Annotated in this window: 14 protein-coding genes and 1 tRNA gene; 4 read left to right on the top strand and 11 right to left on the bottom strand. The window is 49.5% G+C overall.

Going from position 1 to position 18,219, the window contains the following annotated elements:
• Positions 1-300: 300 nt before the first annotated feature.
• Positions 301-1,278 (bottom strand): helix-turn-helix domain-containing protein, encoded by a 978-nt coding sequence (locus tag ABUL11_RS01245; RefSeq protein ID WP_350282047.1) that lies wholly within the window; start codon positions 1,276-1,278, stop codon positions 301-303.
• 449 nt (positions 1,279-1,727) lie between these two features.
• Between ABUL11_RS01245 and ABUL11_RS01240 the strand changes: the two genes are divergently transcribed.
• Both ABUL11_RS01240 and xerC read left to right on the top strand, forming a co-directional pair.
• The gene (locus tag ABUL11_RS01240) at positions 1,728-2,429 is read left to right on the top strand and encodes a DUF484 family protein (protein ID WP_350282046.1); all 702 of its coding nucleotides are present in this window, start codon (positions 1,728-1,730) and stop codon (positions 2,427-2,429) included.
• Complete coding sequence (xerC, locus tag ABUL11_RS01235) at positions 2,413-3,378, top strand: tyrosine recombinase XerC (protein WP_350282045.1); 966 nt, start codon at positions 2,413-2,415, stop codon at positions 3,376-3,378. Before ABUL11_RS01240 ends, xerC begins: the two co-directional genes overlap by 17 nt.
• Positions 3,379-3,415: 37 nt before the next feature.
• Here xerC and ABUL11_RS01230 read toward each other — a convergent pair whose 3' ends face one another.
• From ABUL11_RS01230 to ABUL11_RS01185, 10 genes are all read right to left on the bottom strand, one after another.
• Positions 3,416-4,318, bottom strand: coding sequence for a prephenate dehydrogenase (locus ABUL11_RS01230; RefSeq protein WP_350282044.1), 903 nt, complete (start codon positions 4,316-4,318; stop codon positions 3,416-3,418).
• Positions 4,319-4,340: 22 nt separating this feature from the next.
• Positions 4,341-5,459: a histidinol-phosphate transaminase gene (hisC, locus tag ABUL11_RS01225; RefSeq protein ID WP_350282043.1), complete on the bottom strand. Its 1,119-nt coding sequence runs from the start codon at positions 5,457-5,459 to the stop codon at positions 4,341-4,343.
• 43 nt (positions 5,460-5,502) lie between these two features.
• Positions 5,503-6,561: a prephenate dehydratase gene (gene pheA / locus ABUL11_RS01220; RefSeq protein WP_350282042.1), complete on the bottom strand. Its 1,059-nt coding sequence runs from the start codon at positions 6,559-6,561 to the stop codon at positions 5,503-5,505.
• 34 nt (positions 6,562-6,595) lie between these two features.
• Positions 6,596-7,807, bottom strand: coding sequence for a 3-phosphoglycerate dehydrogenase family protein (locus tag ABUL11_RS01215; RefSeq protein WP_350282041.1), 1,212 nt, complete (start codon positions 7,805-7,807; stop codon positions 6,596-6,598).
• A complete protein-coding gene (serC, locus tag ABUL11_RS01210; RefSeq protein WP_350282040.1) occupies positions 7,800-8,906 on the bottom strand; it encodes a 3-phosphoserine/phosphohydroxythreonine transaminase in 1,107 nt (368 codons plus the stop codon). Before serC ends, ABUL11_RS01215 begins: the two co-directional genes overlap by 8 nt.
• A gap of 17 nt (positions 8,907-8,923) precedes the next feature.
• Positions 8,924-11,470, bottom strand: coding sequence for a DNA gyrase subunit A (gene gyrA / locus ABUL11_RS01205; RefSeq protein WP_350282039.1), 2,547 nt, complete (start codon positions 11,468-11,470; stop codon positions 8,924-8,926).
• A 74-nt stretch (positions 11,471-11,544) separates the two neighbouring features.
• The gene (locus ABUL11_RS01200) at positions 11,545-12,177 is read right to left on the bottom strand and encodes an ABC transporter substrate-binding protein (RefSeq protein ID WP_350282038.1); all 633 of its coding nucleotides are present in this window, start codon (positions 12,175-12,177) and stop codon (positions 11,545-11,547) included.
• Entirely contained in the window at positions 12,155-13,285 is a 1,131-nt protein-coding gene (locus tag ABUL11_RS01195; RefSeq protein ID WP_350282037.1) for a glycosyltransferase, read from the bottom strand. The genes ABUL11_RS01200 and ABUL11_RS01195 overlap by 23 nt, the downstream gene beginning before the upstream one ends.
• Positions 13,286-13,334: 49 nt before the next feature.
• Complete coding sequence (hpnH, locus tag ABUL11_RS01190) at positions 13,335-14,498, bottom strand: adenosyl-hopene transferase HpnH (protein WP_350282036.1); 1,164 nt, start codon at positions 14,496-14,498, stop codon at positions 13,335-13,337.
• A 127-nt stretch (positions 14,499-14,625) separates the two neighbouring features.
• A tRNA-Ser gene (locus ABUL11_RS01185) sits at positions 14,626-14,713 on the bottom strand.
• 221 nt (positions 14,714-14,934) lie between these two features.
• On the opposite strand from ABUL11_RS01185, the gene tkt reads away from it, so the two are divergent.
• Together tkt and gap are read left to right on the top strand one after the other, a co-directional pair.
• On the top strand, positions 14,935-16,953 hold the full coding sequence (gene tkt, locus ABUL11_RS01180) for a transketolase (protein ID WP_350282035.1): 2,019 nt from the start codon (positions 14,935-14,937) through the stop codon (positions 16,951-16,953).
• A gap of 63 nt (positions 16,954-17,016) precedes the next feature.
• Positions 17,017-18,018 carry a type I glyceraldehyde-3-phosphate dehydrogenase gene (gap, locus tag ABUL11_RS01175; RefSeq protein WP_350282034.1) on the top strand — a complete coding sequence of 334 codons (1,002 nt, stop codon included), beginning with the start codon at positions 17,017-17,019 and terminating at the stop codon, positions 18,016-18,018.
• The last annotated feature ends 201 nt before the right edge of the window (positions 18,019-18,219 follow it).

Raw genomic sequence — 18,219 nt, 5'->3', positions numbered from 1 at the left:
TTACTAACCCTTATCAATGAACAAACAGGTACCACATGTAAATTTTTCTTATTAGCTCAGTCCATCTATTAAGAAAATCTGGTGTTTACTACATTTAATATATTTTTAATTGAATCAAAGGATCGATCTACTACTGAGCGCTACACAAAGTAATACTGAGCGCTACTGCAATTACCCGGATTGCTTTCTCTAAGATGGAGAGTTTTTTACTGAAGAATCCGTTTTCCGTTTACTGATCGGCAGGAAGCTGAACTATCCGGTACGGCAAGGGGTAGAAGAGAGGATTCGGGAAGAAACGTTTTATGACTGATCTTCAGATCGTCTGGATAAATTTCGCACTTCCGAAGGGGTCAGGCCGAACTGTTGTTTGAACGCACGGTTGAACCAGGAAAGGTTATTAAAACCCATATCAAACGCTAACGTGCTGATACAGTGACCAATGTACACAGGATTACATAAATATTGATAGGCTTGCTTGAGGCGTAATTCAGTCACGTAATCAGCAAAGGTGGTTTCTTCATTGTGAAACAAGGCACGTATATACTGAGGTGATATGTCCTGACGCCGGGCGACCTGGTTGATGGACAATTCACTTTCGGTGATATGTTCCAGGATGTCACGCTTGATCGCCTCGAGTCGTACTGCACGTAAACGGCATTTGCCCGCAACTTGTGCCTCTTCCCGTTTTGCACTAAACAGCAGCATAACCAGATCGTGTATCTGTGTGGAAACCAGTAAAGTAAGATCAGGAGACAAACTGTCTCCTATTTGTATCAGTATTTTTGTATAACCAGCCAGCAAGCGTAATGCTGGTATGGATGCACTGCTGATTTTCTTGATCAGGCAGTCATCCGGCTTGGAAACCCGGGGGGCAATCAGCGTGGCCGGGATATCGATAATTGCAAGAGATACTGTATCGGCAATATGTACCTGATGGATCGAGTCAATCGTTATCAGTAAGGCTTCTCCAGGCTGACAACAGACAGAATCACTACTTTCACCATTGATGATTGCCATTCCATCGAGTGGCACCAGCAGTACCACGTTATTGCTGCTCTCGGCGGGAGCGGGGTCATGAGTATGTGAGGATAAATGGGATGCTGCAGTGACCGCATACACTCTCAGATTAGGCAGTAGCTGCCCGGACATCTCCATGAAAGAGGACTGGTCCAGATAAGATGGGATATCCGCGCTGATCATAGCAGCATGAATATTCTGGAATGCAGGTACACGCTCATTTTCAGGGAAATCGCAGGAGGGAGGTTTCAATCTGCCCATATCAGAACCTCATTTATCTCAATATTGGATTGTTCGCTCACTGTATTCCCCCAGATATTTATCTGTTACGCCAAGGCATCATCCCGACCTGTCTTTTCTGTCACCTCTTCTTCCATATTGCGAACCAATCGCACTCGATATCATTCGCCTATCATAAGAATTAACCCTATTAAATAATATTGCCTGTTACATATCGGTTACAAATAGCACACAATTCCCTTACAACCTGATCTTTATCTGACACGAGATACAGTGACAAGAAATTTCATTGTCATTCGGATTGAGCCAGACAGGGTTTTATAGAAACCTCCGAATTAAAACGACATCACAGTAATCAGGGTAGTCAATACACCCGCACCTTTCTCCTTGAAGGTAACCAGATGCCTGATACATATCAACATCCCGCCGTGATAAGATGTTTGTCCTGTAACAATGAAACGAATGTACCCATGATCACACCTGAGGAAATCACTCAATATCTGCAGGACCACCCGGAATTTTTTGAGGAACACCCCGATCTGCTGGAATCACTCCGTTTTCCGCACCCTTACGAAGGCCGTGCCATTTCGCTCAATGAGCGGCAAGTAGCGATGTTGCGCGAGAAAAACAAACTGTTGCAGGACAGGCTGCAGGAGTTGATTGATGTCGGCGAAAATAACGATGCCATCAGTGAAAAAATGCATCGCCTGACGGTTGCACTGCTGGGTTTCAGTTCACTGCCTGAACTGCTGCACGAGCTGCAATACCATCTGTGCGAAGATTTTTCCATCCCGCATGTAATACTGCGTTTGTGGCAGGTTGATGAATTTGGTACCGAGGCAGATCTGTCCTCCCCTGAATTCGATACGATCAGTAACAATGTACGTATCCTCGCACAGGGAATGTTGCGCCCCTATTGCGGGCCGGAGGTGGATGATGAAATCAGGCAATGGTTTGCTCAGGATGCGGAATATCTGCAATCCTTTGCTGTTATCCCATTGAAGAAGCAGAGTAATTTCGGTTTGCTGGTGATGGCCAGCCCCGAGGCGGAACGCTTTTATCCAGACATGGGAACACTTTATCTGGAACGCTTGGGGAATATGGTGAGCAGTTCAATCATGCGCCTGATACAGCAGACTCCCGGAGCAGACAATCGTGAATCAGCCCCATGATGAGCGTGATACGCCCCTGCCGCCGCTGCTGAGCGAATATCTGATTTATCTGGCCAGCACACGCAGCCTTTCCCTGCTGACCCAACACAGTTACCGGCGTGATCTGGTTGCACTGGTACGCTGCATTGCAGCTCAGCATAAAAGTGAACATGCAAACGGGCATGAAGTTACTGATGCTTCACTGGCCCGCTTGCATTCGCACGACATTCGCCATTTCATCGCATACCTGCATAACAGCGGCCTTTCCGGCAGAAGCCTGGCGCGCATGCTATCCGCCTGGCGCGGGTTTTATCGTTACCTGATCCGCCATCATCACCATACTGAAAATCCTTGCCAGGACATACGTGTCCCCAAGTCACCACAAAAATTGCCGCACGCACTTTCACCGGATGAAGCCGCGCAACTGCTGGCTTTTGATCCTGCTGATGCACTGGCAACACGCGATCTAGCCATGTTCGAGCTGTTTTACTCCTCCGGATTGCGGCTAGCCGAGCTGACCCGATTGCAGCCAACCGATATCGATTTCAGCGAAGGTATCGTACGTGTTACGGGTAAGGGCGACAAAACCCGCATTGTACCGGTGGGGGAACTTGCGCTTCGTGCACTGCAAGCCTGGTTGCCACTGCGCAGTGCATGGCTGGCACCCGGCGAAACTGCCTTGTTTCTGTCACGACGCGGCCAGCGTATCCATCCGCGCACCATCGCTTTCCGCCTGCATCAGCGTGCCCGGTTACAGAATCTCGATGATCGGGTACATCCGCATGCTCTGCGCCATTCATTCGCTTCTCATCTGCTGCAATCAAGCGGGGATTTGCGCGCAGTTCAGGAAATGCTCGGCCACAGCAGCATTCGCAGTACACAGGTATATACCCACCTGGATTTTCAGCATCTGGCAAAAATTTACGATCAGGCACATCCTCGTGCCAAAAAGAGGCCTAAAGCCGGTTAGATTTTTGTCGGGAACCGATATGAATTCAACCGGATAATCAGGATTGGTTTCTGAAGGCTGACCACTCCTGCCGGATGGCACGTGCTTCTGCAAACAGTTTTTCCAGTGATTCACCATCATGATCGGCCAGCATCTGCTGCAATCCGGAGAGTTCCTGCTGATAGGCTTCAATCTGTGCAAGCAATGCAGCACGATTTTCAAGGCAGATATCACGCCACATTTCCGGGGAGCTGGCAGTAATACGAGTCATATCATTCAGGCTGCTGCCGGCAAGGCGCAAAAGCGCCAGTGGATTCCCCTCACCCAAGGTCTGGCTCAGGGTACGGATATGCTGCATCAGCGAAAATGCCAACATGTGCGGCAGATGGCTGATTGCAGCAAGTAGCTGGTCATGCTGCTCCGGCAGCATGGATGAAACACTGGCACCGCAATGTTGCCAGAGATCAGCAACACGATCGACGATCTGTTGATCGTTCTCCTGCAACGGCGTCAGAATCACGGGTTTATCCTGAAACAGATCAGGAAAGGCGGCTTCTGCACCGTTGAATTCGGTACCCGCAATTGGATGTGCAGGAATGAAACGTTCAATCCGCTTACCCAGATTGGCACGGGCAGCTTGGACTACGTTCTGTTTGGTGCTGCCAACATCGGAAATGATGGTGTGGGCTTCCAGATGAGGTGTCATCTGCTGCATGACACGGGCCGTCTGTTTTACGGGAATCGCGAGCAATACGAAATCTGCACCGGACAATGCTGAGGCAAAGTCGCTCGTTTGTTCATCGATGATGCCCAGTTCGAGAGCACGCTGCATGTTTTCAGGACTGCGGCCCATTCCAACGATACGCCCCGCCAGACCAGCCCGGCGCAGTGCCAGCGCAAATGAACCACCGATCAACCCTACACCGACAACGACTAGTTTTGAAATGGCGGGAAAAGCCATGATCAGGTATTCGTGTTAGCGATCAATCCAGCTCTTTCAATGCCTGTTCCAGCGCTTGCAGGAACCGCTTGTTTTCTTCTTCGATTCCAATGGTTACCCGCAAATGGTTGAGCATGTCGTAATTACCGAGCGGACGCACGATGACACCCTGCTGCAGCAGATTTCTGTAGATCTTCAGCGTATTGGCGGGATGACCGTCGATATAGCAACAGACGAAATTACCGAAGGAAGGAATATATTCGATACCGAGCTGGTCCAGGCCATGGGTCATCTGCTGCATACCCGTACGATTCGTCGTATAGGCAAGCTTGACAAATTCAACATCCTTGAGCGCTGCCTGGGCGGCCGCCAGACCAATACTGTTTACATTGAACGGCTGGCGGATACGATTCATCAGATTGGCGATATCAGCATGTGCCAGCGCAAAACCAACACGTACACTGGCAAGACCATAAGCTTTGGAAAAAGTACGAGTGATGACCAGATTCTGGAAATTCTTCAACCACGCAATACTGTTTGCCTTGTTTGCTTCCGGCAGATATTCGTCATAGGCTTCATCCAGTATCACGAGTACATCCTGCGGAACACGTTCCATAAAACGCAGCAGATCCCTGGCGTCACACAACGTCCCGGTTGGGTTGTTGGGATTGGCAATGAATATGATACGAGTTTCCGACGTAACAGCAGCCAGCATGGCTTCGAGATCATGGCCATAATTACGGGCGGGAACGGCAATTCCTCTGGCACCGACAGCCTGGGCCAGCAACGGATAGATGGCGAAGGCATACTGGGAATAGATGGCGGTTGAATCAGGGTGCAGAAAAATACGAACAGCAAGCTCAAGCACATCATTGGAACCGTTGCCCAGCACGATCTGGTCGGCCGGCATGCCCAGCCGTTCAGACAGCGCCGCCTTGAGTTCGAAACCACTGCCATCCGGATACCTGGCCGATTCGTTGAGCGCCTGGATTATGGCTTCCTTTGCCAGGGGGCTGGTGCCCAATGGATTTTCGTTGGAAGCCAGTTTGATTACTTCATCTTTATTCAGCCCGAGGTCTCTAACCAATTCTGATATTGGTTTACCTGGCTGATAGGGCTGAATTGCCCGGATATAGTCCGGAGCCAGTTCACTGAGATTCATCATGTTTAAAGGTAAATAGTATCTTGTTCAGGAATTTATCGATTCATGCAGCAGGGTAAGAACCGAAAATTTTTAAAAAGGTTGTATTATCACGCAGCACCTGCAGTGCCCTGGCTACATTTTCATCTTCCTGATGTCCTGCAATATCGGTAAAGAAAACATATTCCCACAGACTGGCATGCGAAGGACGTGATTCCAGACGAGTCATACTGACCTGGTGTTGGGCAAACGGTGCGAGGAGCTCATAAACCGCACCAGGCTGGTTATGAGTAGCCATGGCGAGTGAAGTTTTATCCTTCCCGGAGCGTGCAACATCCTGACTGCCAATGACCAGGAATCGCGTTGTGTTATTTGGATTATCCTCGATGTTAGCTGCACACACTTTCAATCCGAATACTTCGGCAGCCCTCTTTCCGGCAATTGCTGCAGCACTGCTATCGACAGCAGCCTGACGAGCAGCATCCGCATTACTGGCAGCGTTGATCCGATCAGCATTCTGCAGGTTCTCGTTGAGCCATGCCTGACATTGCGCAAATGACTGCGGATGAGAATAGATCTTTCGAATAGCAGCCAGATCAGTCTGTTGTGCCATCAGGCACTGGTGTACGGGCAACTCGAGTTCGCCACATATCTTCAACGGTGTCTGCAGCAGCAAATCCATGGTTCTGCCGACTGCTCCCTCAGTTGAATTTTCAACCGGAACAACACCATAGCTTGCAGTGCCGGATTCAACCTTACGAAAAATATCATCGATCGAACTGCAAGGCAGGGAGGTAACGGCATTGCCAAAACGTTTGGTGACTGCTTCTTCCGAGAAGGTGCCCCGCGGCCCCAGGTAAGCGACAGTCAAAAGCTCTTCCAGCGCACGGCAAACCGATATGATTTCAGTAAAGAGGTGCACAATGTGCTCATCTCGCAGCGGCCCGGGATTGGATTGCTGCAAACGGGAAAAAATCTGTGATTCACGCTCCGGGCGATAGGCAGTACCTGATTTCTGCCGGCCGACTTGTTGTGCAAGCCGTGCGCGCGTGTTGATCAATCGGAGCAACTCATCATCGATCGCATCGATTTCATTGCGCAGTTGTTTAAGCTGTTCTGTCATCAATATGAGCTTATTGTGCCTGGATTCTTTTGTTTCATGCCCGTTCAGGAAATTCGGGTACCGGCAAATAGCGCACCATCAGTACACCCGTAATCCGGACAATTGCATCAATAGTTTCCTGTGGAATTGCTCTGTCAGTATCGACCAGTGTATAGGCCATTTCCCCCCGGGATTTATTCACCATGTTATGGATGTTCAAACCGACATCCGCCATACAAGTCGATATCTGTCCCAGCAGATTGGGAACGTTAGCGTTGGCAACGGCAAGCCGGTATGGCGTTCCGCGTTCCATGACGACGTCCGGGAAATTGACGGTATAAGAGATATTACCGTTAGTGACATAATCCATGATCTGGTCAGCAATCATCATGGCACAATTTTCTTCGGCCTCGCGCGTGGAAGCGCCGAGATGAGGCAAGGTAACGACTGCCTGCTGTTGCTGCAGTTTCCGGCCGGGAAAATCACAAACATAGTACCGGATGACCCCGCTTTTGATACCAGTCAGCACGGCGTCTTCATCAACGATCGCGTCACGCGAAAAATTGAGCAGAATGGTATTCTTCTGCATGCAGGAGATCAATGCATCGTTGATTAAATGACGAGTGGAATCATTGAGTGGCACATGTAGCGAAATAAACTGACTGCGGCGTACCAGATCCTCGATCTGAGTTGCTTTCTGTACTTCGGCGGGCAGACTCCATGCGGAATCGATGGTAATTTTCGGGTCATATCCGAACACCTTCATTCCGAGTTTGATTGCGACATCAGCCACCTGCCGCCCGATCTTGCCCAGACCGATGACGCCCAGTGTCCGCCCGGGCAGTTCCAGACCGGAAAACTGTTTCTTACCCGCTTCGACCTGAAGGTTGAGAGACTGATCATCCCCTTCCAGTGTTTCGACGAAACGCAAAGCCGGTATCAGATTACGTGATGCCATCAACATGCCTGCCAGCACCAGTTCCCTAACTGCATTGGCATTGGCGCCTGGTGTATTGAAAACCGGGATGCCGCGTGCGCTCATCTGGTTGACAGGGATGTTATTGGTTCCGGCACCGGCACGCCCGATCGCAATGACGCTTTCGGATATTTCCATATCATGCATGTTATGGGAACGTACCAGTATCACGTCGGGATCGGTAATGTCGCTGCCGATCTGAAAAAGATGTGGAGGAAAACGCTTGAGCCCGACCTGAGCAATCGAGTTCAGTGTAAGGATTCGGGTGATTCTTTGGGCATCATCAGGCATGGTTTTTCTCGAATTCCCGCATGAAGGTCACCAATGTCTGTACACCTTCCAGCGGCATGGCATTATAGATCGAGGCTCGCATACCGCCGACCGACCGGTGCCCTTTCAACTGAATCAGGCCATGCGCCTGAGCCTGTTTCAGGAACGCTTCATCGAGACCGGGATCACTCAGCGTGAACGGAACATTCATCCTGGACCGATCTGCCCGATTGACCGGGCAATGGTAAAAACTGCTGGTGTCGATCAGATCGTAGATCAGCCTGGCCTTGGTAATGTTACGCTGTTCAATCGCTGCCAATCCACCCTGTTTTTTCAGCCATTCCATGACAAGTCCCATGATGTAAATGGCATAAGTGGGCGGCGTATTATACATTGAAGCATTATCCGCATGTGTTTTGTAGCGGAACATGGCGGGTGTTCCGGCAAGCGGCGGAATATCCAGCAAATCCTCACGAACGATTACTACCACCAGCCCGGCAGGGCCAACATTTTTCTGTGCTCCGGCGTAAATCAGCCCGAACTTGCTAACATCAAAAGAACGCGACAGGAAATTGGAGGACATATCGGCAACCAGTGGAATATTTTTGTTGTCGCCGGCTGCTGCAGATAAATCGGGTATCCACTGAAACTCGACTCCGCCGATGGTCTCGTTGGATGCGTAATGTACATAAGCCGTGCCAGGCGAGATATGCCACTGCGCCAGCGGTGGAACCGAGTTGAAACCATCATTTTCCGACGAAGCTGCGATCTGGACAGAACCGTAATGTTTGGCTTCACTGATGGCCTTTGCCGACCATTGACCGGTATTGACATAATCCGCTTTGCCCTTCTCGCCGAGCAGATTCATCGGCACCATGGCAAACTGGCTGGATGCACCTCCCTGAAGAAAGAGTACTTTATAGTGATCGGGAATGCCCGCCAGCTCGCGCAGGGCAGATTCAGTTTTGTCCGCGATGGACATAAATTCTTTCCCGCGATGGCTCATTTCCATGACTGACATGCCACTGCCGTGCCAGTCCAGCATCTCTTCGCGCGCCTGCTCCAACACTTCTTCCGGCAGTACTGCCGGACCTGCACTAAAATTGTATATTTTTCTCATTGGCTCACCAAGTCGAGTTAATCCTCATCCGTTTCGACGATTCTTTCCAGTCCGGCCAGTTTCTCCCCTGCATCCAGATTGATCAGTGTCACTCCCTGGGTTGCCCTGCCCATTTCACGAATCTCACTGACACGGGTGCGAATCATGACGCCACCTGTAGTAATCAGCATAATTTCATCGCTGGATTCAACCAGCTGTGCAGTGACGACTTTACCGTTACGGATGTTGGTATTAATCGCGATCATACCCTGAGTACCCCGGTTATGCCGGGTATATTCGGTAATAGGTGTACGTTTACCGTAGCCATTCTCAGTCGCGGTCAATACCGCCATATTTTCATTATCTGCAACCAGCAGCGAAATAACCTTTTGCCCTGCTCCAAGCTTCATACCCCTTACCCCGCGCGCATTACGTCCGGTAGGACGCACATCGTTCTCGTCGAAACGCATCGCCTTGCCAGCATCAGAGAAAAGCATGACATCATGCTTGCCTTCGGTCAGCGCAACGCCAATCAGATAGTCCCCCTCATCGAGATGAATCGCAATGATTCCATTGGTACGCGGCCGTGAAAATTCTGACAACGGGGTTTTCTTGACCGTACCCCCCGCAGTTGCCATGAACACGTACCGGGTATCATCAAATGACTTGACCTGCAGCACAGCATTGATCTTTTCATCCTGTTCCAGTGGAACGAGATTATTTACCGGCCTGCCACGCGAAGTACGGCTACCTTGCGGAACATTGTAAACCTTGATCCAGTAGACGCGCCCGAGACTGGAGAAACATAGAATGAAATCATGTGTATTGGCAATAAACAGGTTATCGATGAAATCATCTTCTCGGGTAGTGATCGCCTGTTTGCCGCGTCCTCCGCGTTTCTGTGCATGATAATCATCCAGCAACTGGGATTTGATGTAACCCGCATGTGACAGGGTCACCACCATATCGGCAGGTGTAATCAAATCTTCAGTATTCAAATCCTGCGTATCTATCACCACTTCACTGCGTCGGGAATCTCCAAACTGCCCTTTGATGGCCGCCAGCTCTTCAGTAATGATAGTGGTAATCCGTCCCGGGTTTGCCAACATATCGAGGAAATCCCGGATCTTGTCGAGGATTTCTCTGTATTCCGAAACGATTTTTTCCTGTTCAAGCCCGGTGAGTCGCTGCAATCTGAGATCAAGAATCGCCTGTGCCTGTGCATCGGATAAACGGTAGCCCTGGTCTGACATCCCAAAACCGGCTGCCAGCGTTTCCGGACGAAATACTGTTGCATCGATCATTGCACGACGGAGCATCTCTTCAACCAGCGATGATCGCCATGTTCTGGCCATCAGGCCTTTTTTCGCCTCTGCCGGGGTCGGAGCAGCCTTGATCAGCGCAATGATCTCATCGACATTGGATAAAGCAACTGCCAATCCTTCCAGCAAATGGCCGCGTTCCCGCGCCTTTCTGAGTTCGAATACGATACGCCGTGTTACAACTTCACGGCGATGGCGCAGAAAATAACCCAGCATCTGCTTCAGATTGAGCAAACGCGGCTGCCCATCAACCAGCGCAACCATGTTGATGCCGAAGGTATCCTGCATCTGTGTCTCTTTGTACAGATTGTTCAGGATGACTTCGGGCACCTCGCCACGCTTGAGTTCAATGACTACGCGCATACCGGATTTATCCGATTCATCGCGCAGATCGGAAATGCCTTCTATCCTTTTATCTCTTACCAGCTCACCGATACGCACCAGTAAATTGGCTTTATTCACCTGATAAGGCAGTTCATCGATGATGATACTGTGGCGATTACCCTTATCGAGTTCTTCAAAATGCGTTCTGGCGCGCATGATGACACGCCCTCTTCCGGTCTGATACCCATCTTTGATACCGGATATACCATAAATGATGCCTGCAGTTGGAAAATCCGGTGCTGGAATACAAGTCATCAATTCGGCGATATCCATGTCAGGATCATGCAGCAGCAACAGGCAGGCATCAATGACCTCACCCAGATTGTGGGGCGGGATATTAGTTGCCATACCTACCGCGATACCGGATGATCCGTTGATCAGCAGATTGGGTATTTTGGCCGGCAGAATCAGTGGTTCCTGCTCGGAACCATCATAATTGGGCCCGAAGTCGACTGTGTTCTTGTCGAGATCAGCCAGTAATTCATGGGCGATGCGCGACATTCTGATTTCGGTATAACGCATTGCCGCGGCATTATCACCATCGATCGAACCAAAATTACCCTGCCCGTCGATCAGCATATAACGCAGAGAAAAAGGCTGGGCCATGCGCACGATCGTGTCATAGACAGCAGTATCACCATGCGGATGATATTTACCGATGACATCCCCGACGATACGTGCAGACTTCTTATACGGGCGATTCCAGTCGTTGGACAGCTCATGCATGGCATAAAGTACACGGCGGTGTACCGGCTTCAATCCATCGCGCACATCAGGCAAAGCCCGGCCTACAATAACGCTCATTGCGTAATCAAGGTAAGAACGCCGCATTTCATCTTCGAGACTGACGGGCAAGGTTTCCTTGGCGAATTGTTCCATGTATGAATCGCTTTAGTGGTGTGGTGAAATGTTCGGGTTATTTCAGGATAGCGACAGGAGCTGCCACATTAGAATTACTGCTGATTCTGCTCTATATGGGAAGTTTTCTGTTCCAGCATGTCGATCAGCGCGGTAATGCCGTCTTTCTGCAATACAGCACTATATTCAGCTCGCTTCAGGGCCAGATCGCTGACCCCATCGACCACGATATTGATGATGCGCCAGCTTCCACCGGTCTCATGCATTACATAATCAAAATTTACCGGGCCACCATCAGATCGGACAAGCTGACTGCGAACCAGCATCCGCCCTCGCGGAAGCTGTGTCTGTTCAATGATTTTGAATTGTTCTCCATCGTACTGGTTAAACCGATCCGAATAAGTTGCAATACTGTTGGCCTGGAATACCCGGGTAATCGCCTGTTGCTGATCGGAATCGAGCTTGGCCCAGTGCGCACCCAATACAGAGCGGATGATTGCCGCAAGATCATGCGTCTGCTCAATAACCGGGGTCAGAAGTTTGAGGCGACCGCTGTAACCAATTTCCTGGCCCTGTTGCATGGCCTGGATCAAGGTATCCTGCAAAGTGATCACCACCCGTTCAGCACCCTCATTTTCGGGTGATTCTGCCCGCAATCCGGAGATCATCACCAGCATGGCAATTACCCATAGCGTCACTATTCTGCTAGTTGTATTCAGAAGCTTCATAACGTCGATTTTTCCAGTGTGCTCGTACTCCCCGCCAGTATCTGAAGGCGGAAGTCCAGGTCATCATGAGATAGAGTGTGCCAATTACGGGTAATGCAATCACCCAAAGCGGGGAACTCCGATAAAACCTGAGCACGGGTGTATAAACAATGAACATAGCCAGCCAGGCAAGAACGCTGCTGGCCACAAAAATCGTATCCGTATAAATAATCACGGACAATGGCGCACACCAGAACATGCTCGACATGATCAATGTACACAAAAGCAGGAATAACAACGAATAGTGCAATTGCGTAAATGCAGTACGAGCGACGGTGTTCCAGATAGCGGCAAGGCTGTCATAACCTCGATGACTTTGTACAGCATGACTGAGCCCGATCCAGGTTTTAAAACCGGCCTGTTTGACTCGCGAGGCCAGCGCACAGTCATCGATCAATGCCTGGTGAATACTGGTAAAAGCATTAATGGATCGCAGTACGCCTGTTTCAACCAGAATGCATCCACCTGCTGCTGCAGCCATGCAAGATCTTGGCTCATTGGACAATTTGAACGGATATAACAGCTTGAAAAAAAATATAAAAGCAGGTACCAGTAAACGTTCGGAGAAGTGCCGGACGGGCAATTCTGCCATGAGCGACACCAGCGACAAATTTTCCTGGCGAGCCTTATTCAGCAACGCTCCCAAGATACCGGGCGACAGGCTGATATCTGCATCCAGCAGCAAAGTGTACCGAGTATGTACTCGTTGCAATCCCTGATTCAGTGCCCACAGCTTCCCACTCCAGTTTTTGGATGGAGTCGTTCCAGAAATAACTTCACTCCCTTCTCTGTCCGCCAGGGATGCGGTATCGTCCTCGGATTGATCATCGATCACGATGATTTTAAAACCCTCACCTTGTACCTGCAGCGTGTTCAAGGTCTGATCGATGAACTGTGCTTCATTACGAGCGGGAATCAGAACGGTAACGTCATCAAAAGACTGTTCTTCTTCCGGATATGCAGAGGGTTCAAGCTGCTCTCGTATACTCCACGCTCGCCATGGCGCCAGCAGAATAGCCCACCAGCAAAATATACCTGACAAAGCCAGATACATCACCAATACAGCCATGATCTTGGATACGCAGGAATATGAATACCTTCAGGCAAACAAAGAAATATCAGTTATCCGAACCAGGCGAATGATCCGATGACGGTGCAGCCGTTTTGTGTTCAACAGACACCGGTATGGGAAAAGGCCTCCGTTTATCGGTATTGTGTTGCGATCCGCTGCTCGTTTGTAGCGGATCGAGTGCCATAGGCCCTTCTACCCGCGGACCATGCATGCTGACCCGTAATGCTTTAAGCGGATGAGCAAAGGTATCATTAATGGCAGTGGGCTCAAACCCGCAGTGTGCCATACAGTTTGCACATTTGGGATTGTTGCCGACACCATAGCGATCCCAGTCGGTTTCTTCCATCAGCTCACGGAAGCTTGTTGCATAGCCTTCATCCACCAGCAGATAGCAAGGCCGCTGCCAGCCAAACAGATTACGTGTAGGGTTCCCCCACGGCGTACATTTATAGCTCTGATTGCCTGCGAGAAAATCCAGATACAGGCTGGAATGATTGAATCTCCAGGGAAGTTTGCGCTTTTTGCCGATCTCGAAAATCGAACGGAACAACCGTTTACTTACCGACCGCTGCAAGAACACATCCTGCCGCGGCGCATGCTCATAACTGAATCCCGGGGAGACGTTGATACCTTCAACGCCAAGTTCAGTGGCAGTATCAAAAAATTCCGCTACTTCTTCTGCTGTTTCATTCTGGAACAAAGTGCAATTGACCGTTACGCGGAAACCACGCTGAAGCGCCTGTTCAATTACCGGAATAACCTTGTCATACACACCTTCTCTGCATACCGACGCATCGTGACGTTCACGGTTGCCATCGAGGTGAATGGAAAATGTAAGATAGGGCGAAGGTCGATAGTCGTCCATGCGAGTATCCAGCAGCAGTGCATTGGTGCACAGATATACAAACTTCTTGCGCTGAATGATGCCTTGCACGATCTGTGGCATTTCCTTGTGGATGAGCGGCTCTCCCCCCGCAATGGAAACGACCGGCGCCCCGCATTCATCCACAGCATGTAAACATTCATCCACACTCAGGCGACGACGTAACGTCTCGTCCGGATAGTCTATCTTGCCACAACCCGCACAGGCCAGATTGCACTGGAACAGGGGCTCAAGCATCAACACCAGCGGATAACGTTTGTTGCCCGCAAGTTTTTGTTTCAGGATGTAACTGCCCACCCGGTATTGCTGCAAAAAAGGGACGCTCATCGTTAAATTCTCTCCATTTTTTCACATCAGCCAATGTGCTGATCTTTCCCCTGACACGAAACCTGCAAAGCCACCTTCTTCAGAGTGAGAGCAGATATGAAAATCAGGAAATTACCGGAACTGCGAATGGCGGAAGCGGTGAGATTCGAACTCACGGATGGTTGCCCATCGCTGGTTTTCAAGACCAGTGCCTTAAACCGCTCGGCCACGCTTCCCTCTATCCGGCCAACCAATAGCGGAATGATACCTTTCAATCACCCATTTTACCAAGCCATTTCCTTTAAATCCGGCCAAAGATCCGGAAGGGATGAAGAAATTACAACCTGTATTGTGAACTATTCCGACTTAAGAGATAATGGTGACTTTTGTCGGCTTTTGTTGTCATGTGGTGCATAACATTGAGCTATGGTTTTTGAACAATCGAGGATGAAAATAAATGAAGGAAGCATTTAAAGATTTCAGCGCACCAGTGTTCAAGAATTTGACCAGTGCGATTCGTGCACTGGCCATGGATGCTGTCCAGAAAGCAAATTCCGGCCATCCAGGTATGCCAATGGGTATGGCGGAAATTGCAGAAGTACTGTGGAATCACCACATGCGCCACAATCCGACAAATCCTCACTGGGTAGACCGTGATCGGTTTGTATTGTCAAATGGCCATGGCTCTATGCTGATCTACGCTCTGCTCCACCTGACCGGCTACGATCTGTCTATCGAAGACATAAAAAATTTCCGTCAGCTTCATTCCAGAACCCCAGGACACCCTGAATACGGTTATACCCCGGGAGTGGAAACCACAACAGGGCCGCTGGGGCAGGGTATCACGAATGCCGTAGGGATGGCGCTGGCAGAAAAAATTCTGGCAGAAGAATTCAATCGGCCTTATTTCCCGATCGTCGACCATTACACCTACGTATTTCTGGGCGATGGCTGCATGATGGAAGGCATTTCCCATGAAGCCTGTTCGCTGGCAGGAACATTGAAGCTGGGTAAACTGATTTGCTTTTATGATGATAATGGCATTTCCATTGACGGGCATGTCGAAGGATGGTTTACGGACGACACCCCCAAACGCTTCGAAGCGTATGACTGGCACGTCGTTCCACATGTAAATGGACATGATCCGGTAGCAATACAAGCTGCTATCGAGGCCGCGAAGAAAGTACAGGACAAACCCACACTGATATGCTGCAAAACAGTCATTGGAATGGGTTCACCCAACAAAGCCAATACCAGCCATGTTCATGGCGCTGCGCTCGGAAATGAAGAAATTGCTGCAGCCCGCCCTCATATCGGTTGGAATTACCTACCATTTGAAATTCCGCAGGAAGTTTACGATGCATGGGATGCTCGTGCCAAAGGCCAGGCGCTGGAATCTGCGTGGAACAGCCTATTTGAGGAATACAGTAAAAAATATCCGGCAGAAGCCGCTGAATTTACCCGCCGCATGGCTGACGAGCTACCCGTCGAATGGGCTGATCACGTTGAGGGAACTATCAGCCAGATCAATGCCAGGGAAGAAACCATCGCGACCCGGAAAGCATCACAAAATTCAATCGATGCCCTGGCACCCGTATTACCCGAACTGATTGGCGGATCAGCAGACCTGGCCGGCTCCAACCTCACCATGTGGTCAGGCTCCAAGGGAATTAGCACAGAACCCACCGGTAACTATGTCTTTTACGGTGTCCGGGAATTTGGCATGTGCGCAATCATGAACGGCCTGTCGTTGCATGGTGGAATCATCCCCTACGGCGGTACTTTCCTGATGTTTTCCGAATATGCCCGCAATGCTCTGCGTATGGCAGCATTGATGAAAATTCGTAATATTTTCGTGTTCACCCATGATTCGATCGGATTGGGTGAAGATGGTCCGACCCATCAGCCGGTTGAACAAACTGCTACCCTGCGCATGATTCCGAATATGGATGTATGGCGTCCGTGTGATACCGTTGAATCGATCGTTTCATGGGTATCCGCCATTGAGCGCAGAGAAGGCCCGTCATCCCTCATATTCAGCCGCCAGAACCTACCTTTCCAGAAACGGGACGCAGTAACGATCAGCCTGATAAGAAAAGGGGGATATATCCTCTCTGAAGCAGCAAACAGAAAACCACAGGCGATCATCATTGCAACCGGCTCGGAAGTCGGGTTGGCTATGGCTGCACAGAAAACACTGGCAGAAAACGATATTGCAGTGCGTGTCGTATCCATGCCTTGTACAAACATTTTTGACAGGCAAGATCAGGCATATCGGGACAGTGTCCTGCCCAAAGGGATTGTACGTGTAGCCGTAGAAGCGGGAGTTACCGATTACTGGCGTAAATACGTCGGCCTTGAAGGAGATGTAATCGGAATCGACAGGTTCGGCGAATCAGCTCCTGCAGAAAAATTATTCGAATATTTTGGATTTACCGTTGAGAATGTCGTAAACGCGGTAAAGAGAGTTATATAAGGTAAACAAAATTCGTTTTTACTCGTAAAACAGATTTTTTATTAAAAATGTGGAGATAGAGGAATGACAATCAGAGTAGGTATCAATGGATTTGGTCGTATTGGCCGGATGGTTTTCCGGTGTTCCATAGAAGAATTCGACGACATCGAAGTTGTCGCAATCAATGATCTACTGGAACCGGATTATCTGGCTTATATGCTGACACATGATTCTGTCCACGGGCGCTTCAAGGGAGATGTATCCGTCAGCGGAAACAACCTGATTGTAAACGGCAAGCAGATTCGTCTGACCGCTATTAAAGATCCGACCGAATTAAAGTGGGGTGAAGTCGGTGCGGACATCGTGGTGGAATCCACCGGACTGTTCCTGACCAAAGAACTCGCTCAAAAACATATCCAGGCCGGTGCCAAGAAAGTTGTTATGAGCGCCCCTTCCAAGGACGATACGCCAATGTATGTTTACGGAGTAAACGATAAAGCATACGGCGGAGAGACAATTATTTCCAATGCGTCATGTACTACCAACTGCCTGGCTCCGATTGCCAAAATCCTGAATGATACCTGGGGTATCAAGCGTGGCCTGATGACGACTGTCCATGCCGCAACTGCTACACAAAAAACTGTTGACGGTCCTTCTAATAAGGACTGGCGCGGCGGACGTGGAATTCTTGAGAATATCATCCCTTCCTCTACAGGTGCAGCCAAAGCAGTTGGTGTAGTTATCCCCGAATTAAACAAAAAACTGACGGGTATGGCATTCCGCGTTCCTACTTCCGATGTTTCAGTTGTAGATTTGACAGTCGAGCTTGAAAAAGATGCGTCTTATGAAGATATTTGTAATGCAATGAAAGAAGCCTCAGCCGGTTCAATGAAAGGCATACTGGGGTATACCGATCAGAAAGTAGTTTCCACAGATTTTCGCGGAGAAACCTGTACATCGGTATTCGATGCAGAAGCAGGAATTCAGCTTGATAAGAATTTTGTAAAAGTAGTTTCCTGGTATGACAACGAGTGGGGATATTCCTGCAAGCTGCTGGAAATGGTACGTGTAATCGCCGGTAAATAACCGAGGAAATTTTCTTCTTATAAACCGGACAACCCTATTTTCATGGTTGTTTGATGGTCATGCTGTAATTGTCCTCGTGCCAGTTACAGCATTTTGCTTCTGTATCAGAGAAATGCTTTTGTGCTGCGCAGGGAACCTGAGATGTGAATATTCACAGATCTGTAAAAATATTTGTGATGATGCGCCCGTCTTAGCGTAAAG

Origin of the sequence: Nitrosomonas sp. (assembly GCF_040256045.1) — a bacterium.
Classification (GTDB): Bacteria; Pseudomonadota; Gammaproteobacteria; order Burkholderiales; family Nitrosomonadaceae; genus Nitrosomonas.
This window is presented reverse-complemented; position numbering and strand designations above follow the sequence as displayed.

Coding starts and splice junctions, on each gene's coding strand:
- ABUL11_RS01245 (WP_350282047.1), bottom strand. CDS start 1,278: ATGGGCAGATTGAAACCTCCCTCCTGCGATTTCCCTGAAAATGAGCGT.
- ABUL11_RS01240 (WP_350282046.1), top strand. CDS start 1,728: ATGATCACACCTGAGGAAATCACTCAATATCTGCAGGACCACCCGGAA.
- ABUL11_RS01230 (WP_350282044.1), bottom strand. CDS start 4,318: ATGGCTTTTCCCGCCATTTCAAAACTAGTCGTTGTCGGTGTAGGGTTG.
- hisC (WP_350282043.1), bottom strand. CDS start 5,459: ATGAATCTCAGTGAACTGGCTCCGGACTATATCCGGGCAATTCAGCCC.
- pheA (WP_350282042.1), bottom strand. CDS start 6,561: ATGACAGAACAGCTTAAACAACTGCGCAATGAAATCGATGCGATCGAT.
- ABUL11_RS01215 (WP_350282041.1), bottom strand. CDS start 7,807: ATGCCTGATGATGCCCAAAGAATCACCCGAATCCTTACACTGAACTCG.
- serC (WP_350282040.1), bottom strand. CDS start 8,906: ATGAGAAAAATATACAATTTTAGTGCAGGTCCGGCAGTACTGCCGGAA.
- gyrA (WP_350282039.1), bottom strand. CDS start 11,470: ATGGAACAATTCGCCAAGGAAACCTTGCCCGTCAGTCTCGAAGATGAA.
- ABUL11_RS01200 (WP_350282038.1), bottom strand. CDS start 12,177: ATGAAGCTTCTGAATACAACTAGCAGAATAGTGACGCTATGGGTAATT.
- ABUL11_RS01195 (WP_350282037.1), bottom strand. CDS start 13,285: ATGGCTGTATTGGTGATGTATCTGGCTTTGTCAGGTATATTTTGCTGG.
- hpnH (WP_350282036.1), bottom strand. CDS start 14,498: ATGAGCGTCCCTTTTTTGCAGCAATACCGGGTGGGCAGTTACATCCTG.
- tkt (WP_350282035.1), top strand. CDS start 14,935: ATGAAGGAAGCATTTAAAGATTTCAGCGCACCAGTGTTCAAGAATTTG.
- gap (WP_350282034.1), top strand. CDS start 17,017: ATGACAATCAGAGTAGGTATCAATGGATTTGGTCGTATTGGCCGGATG.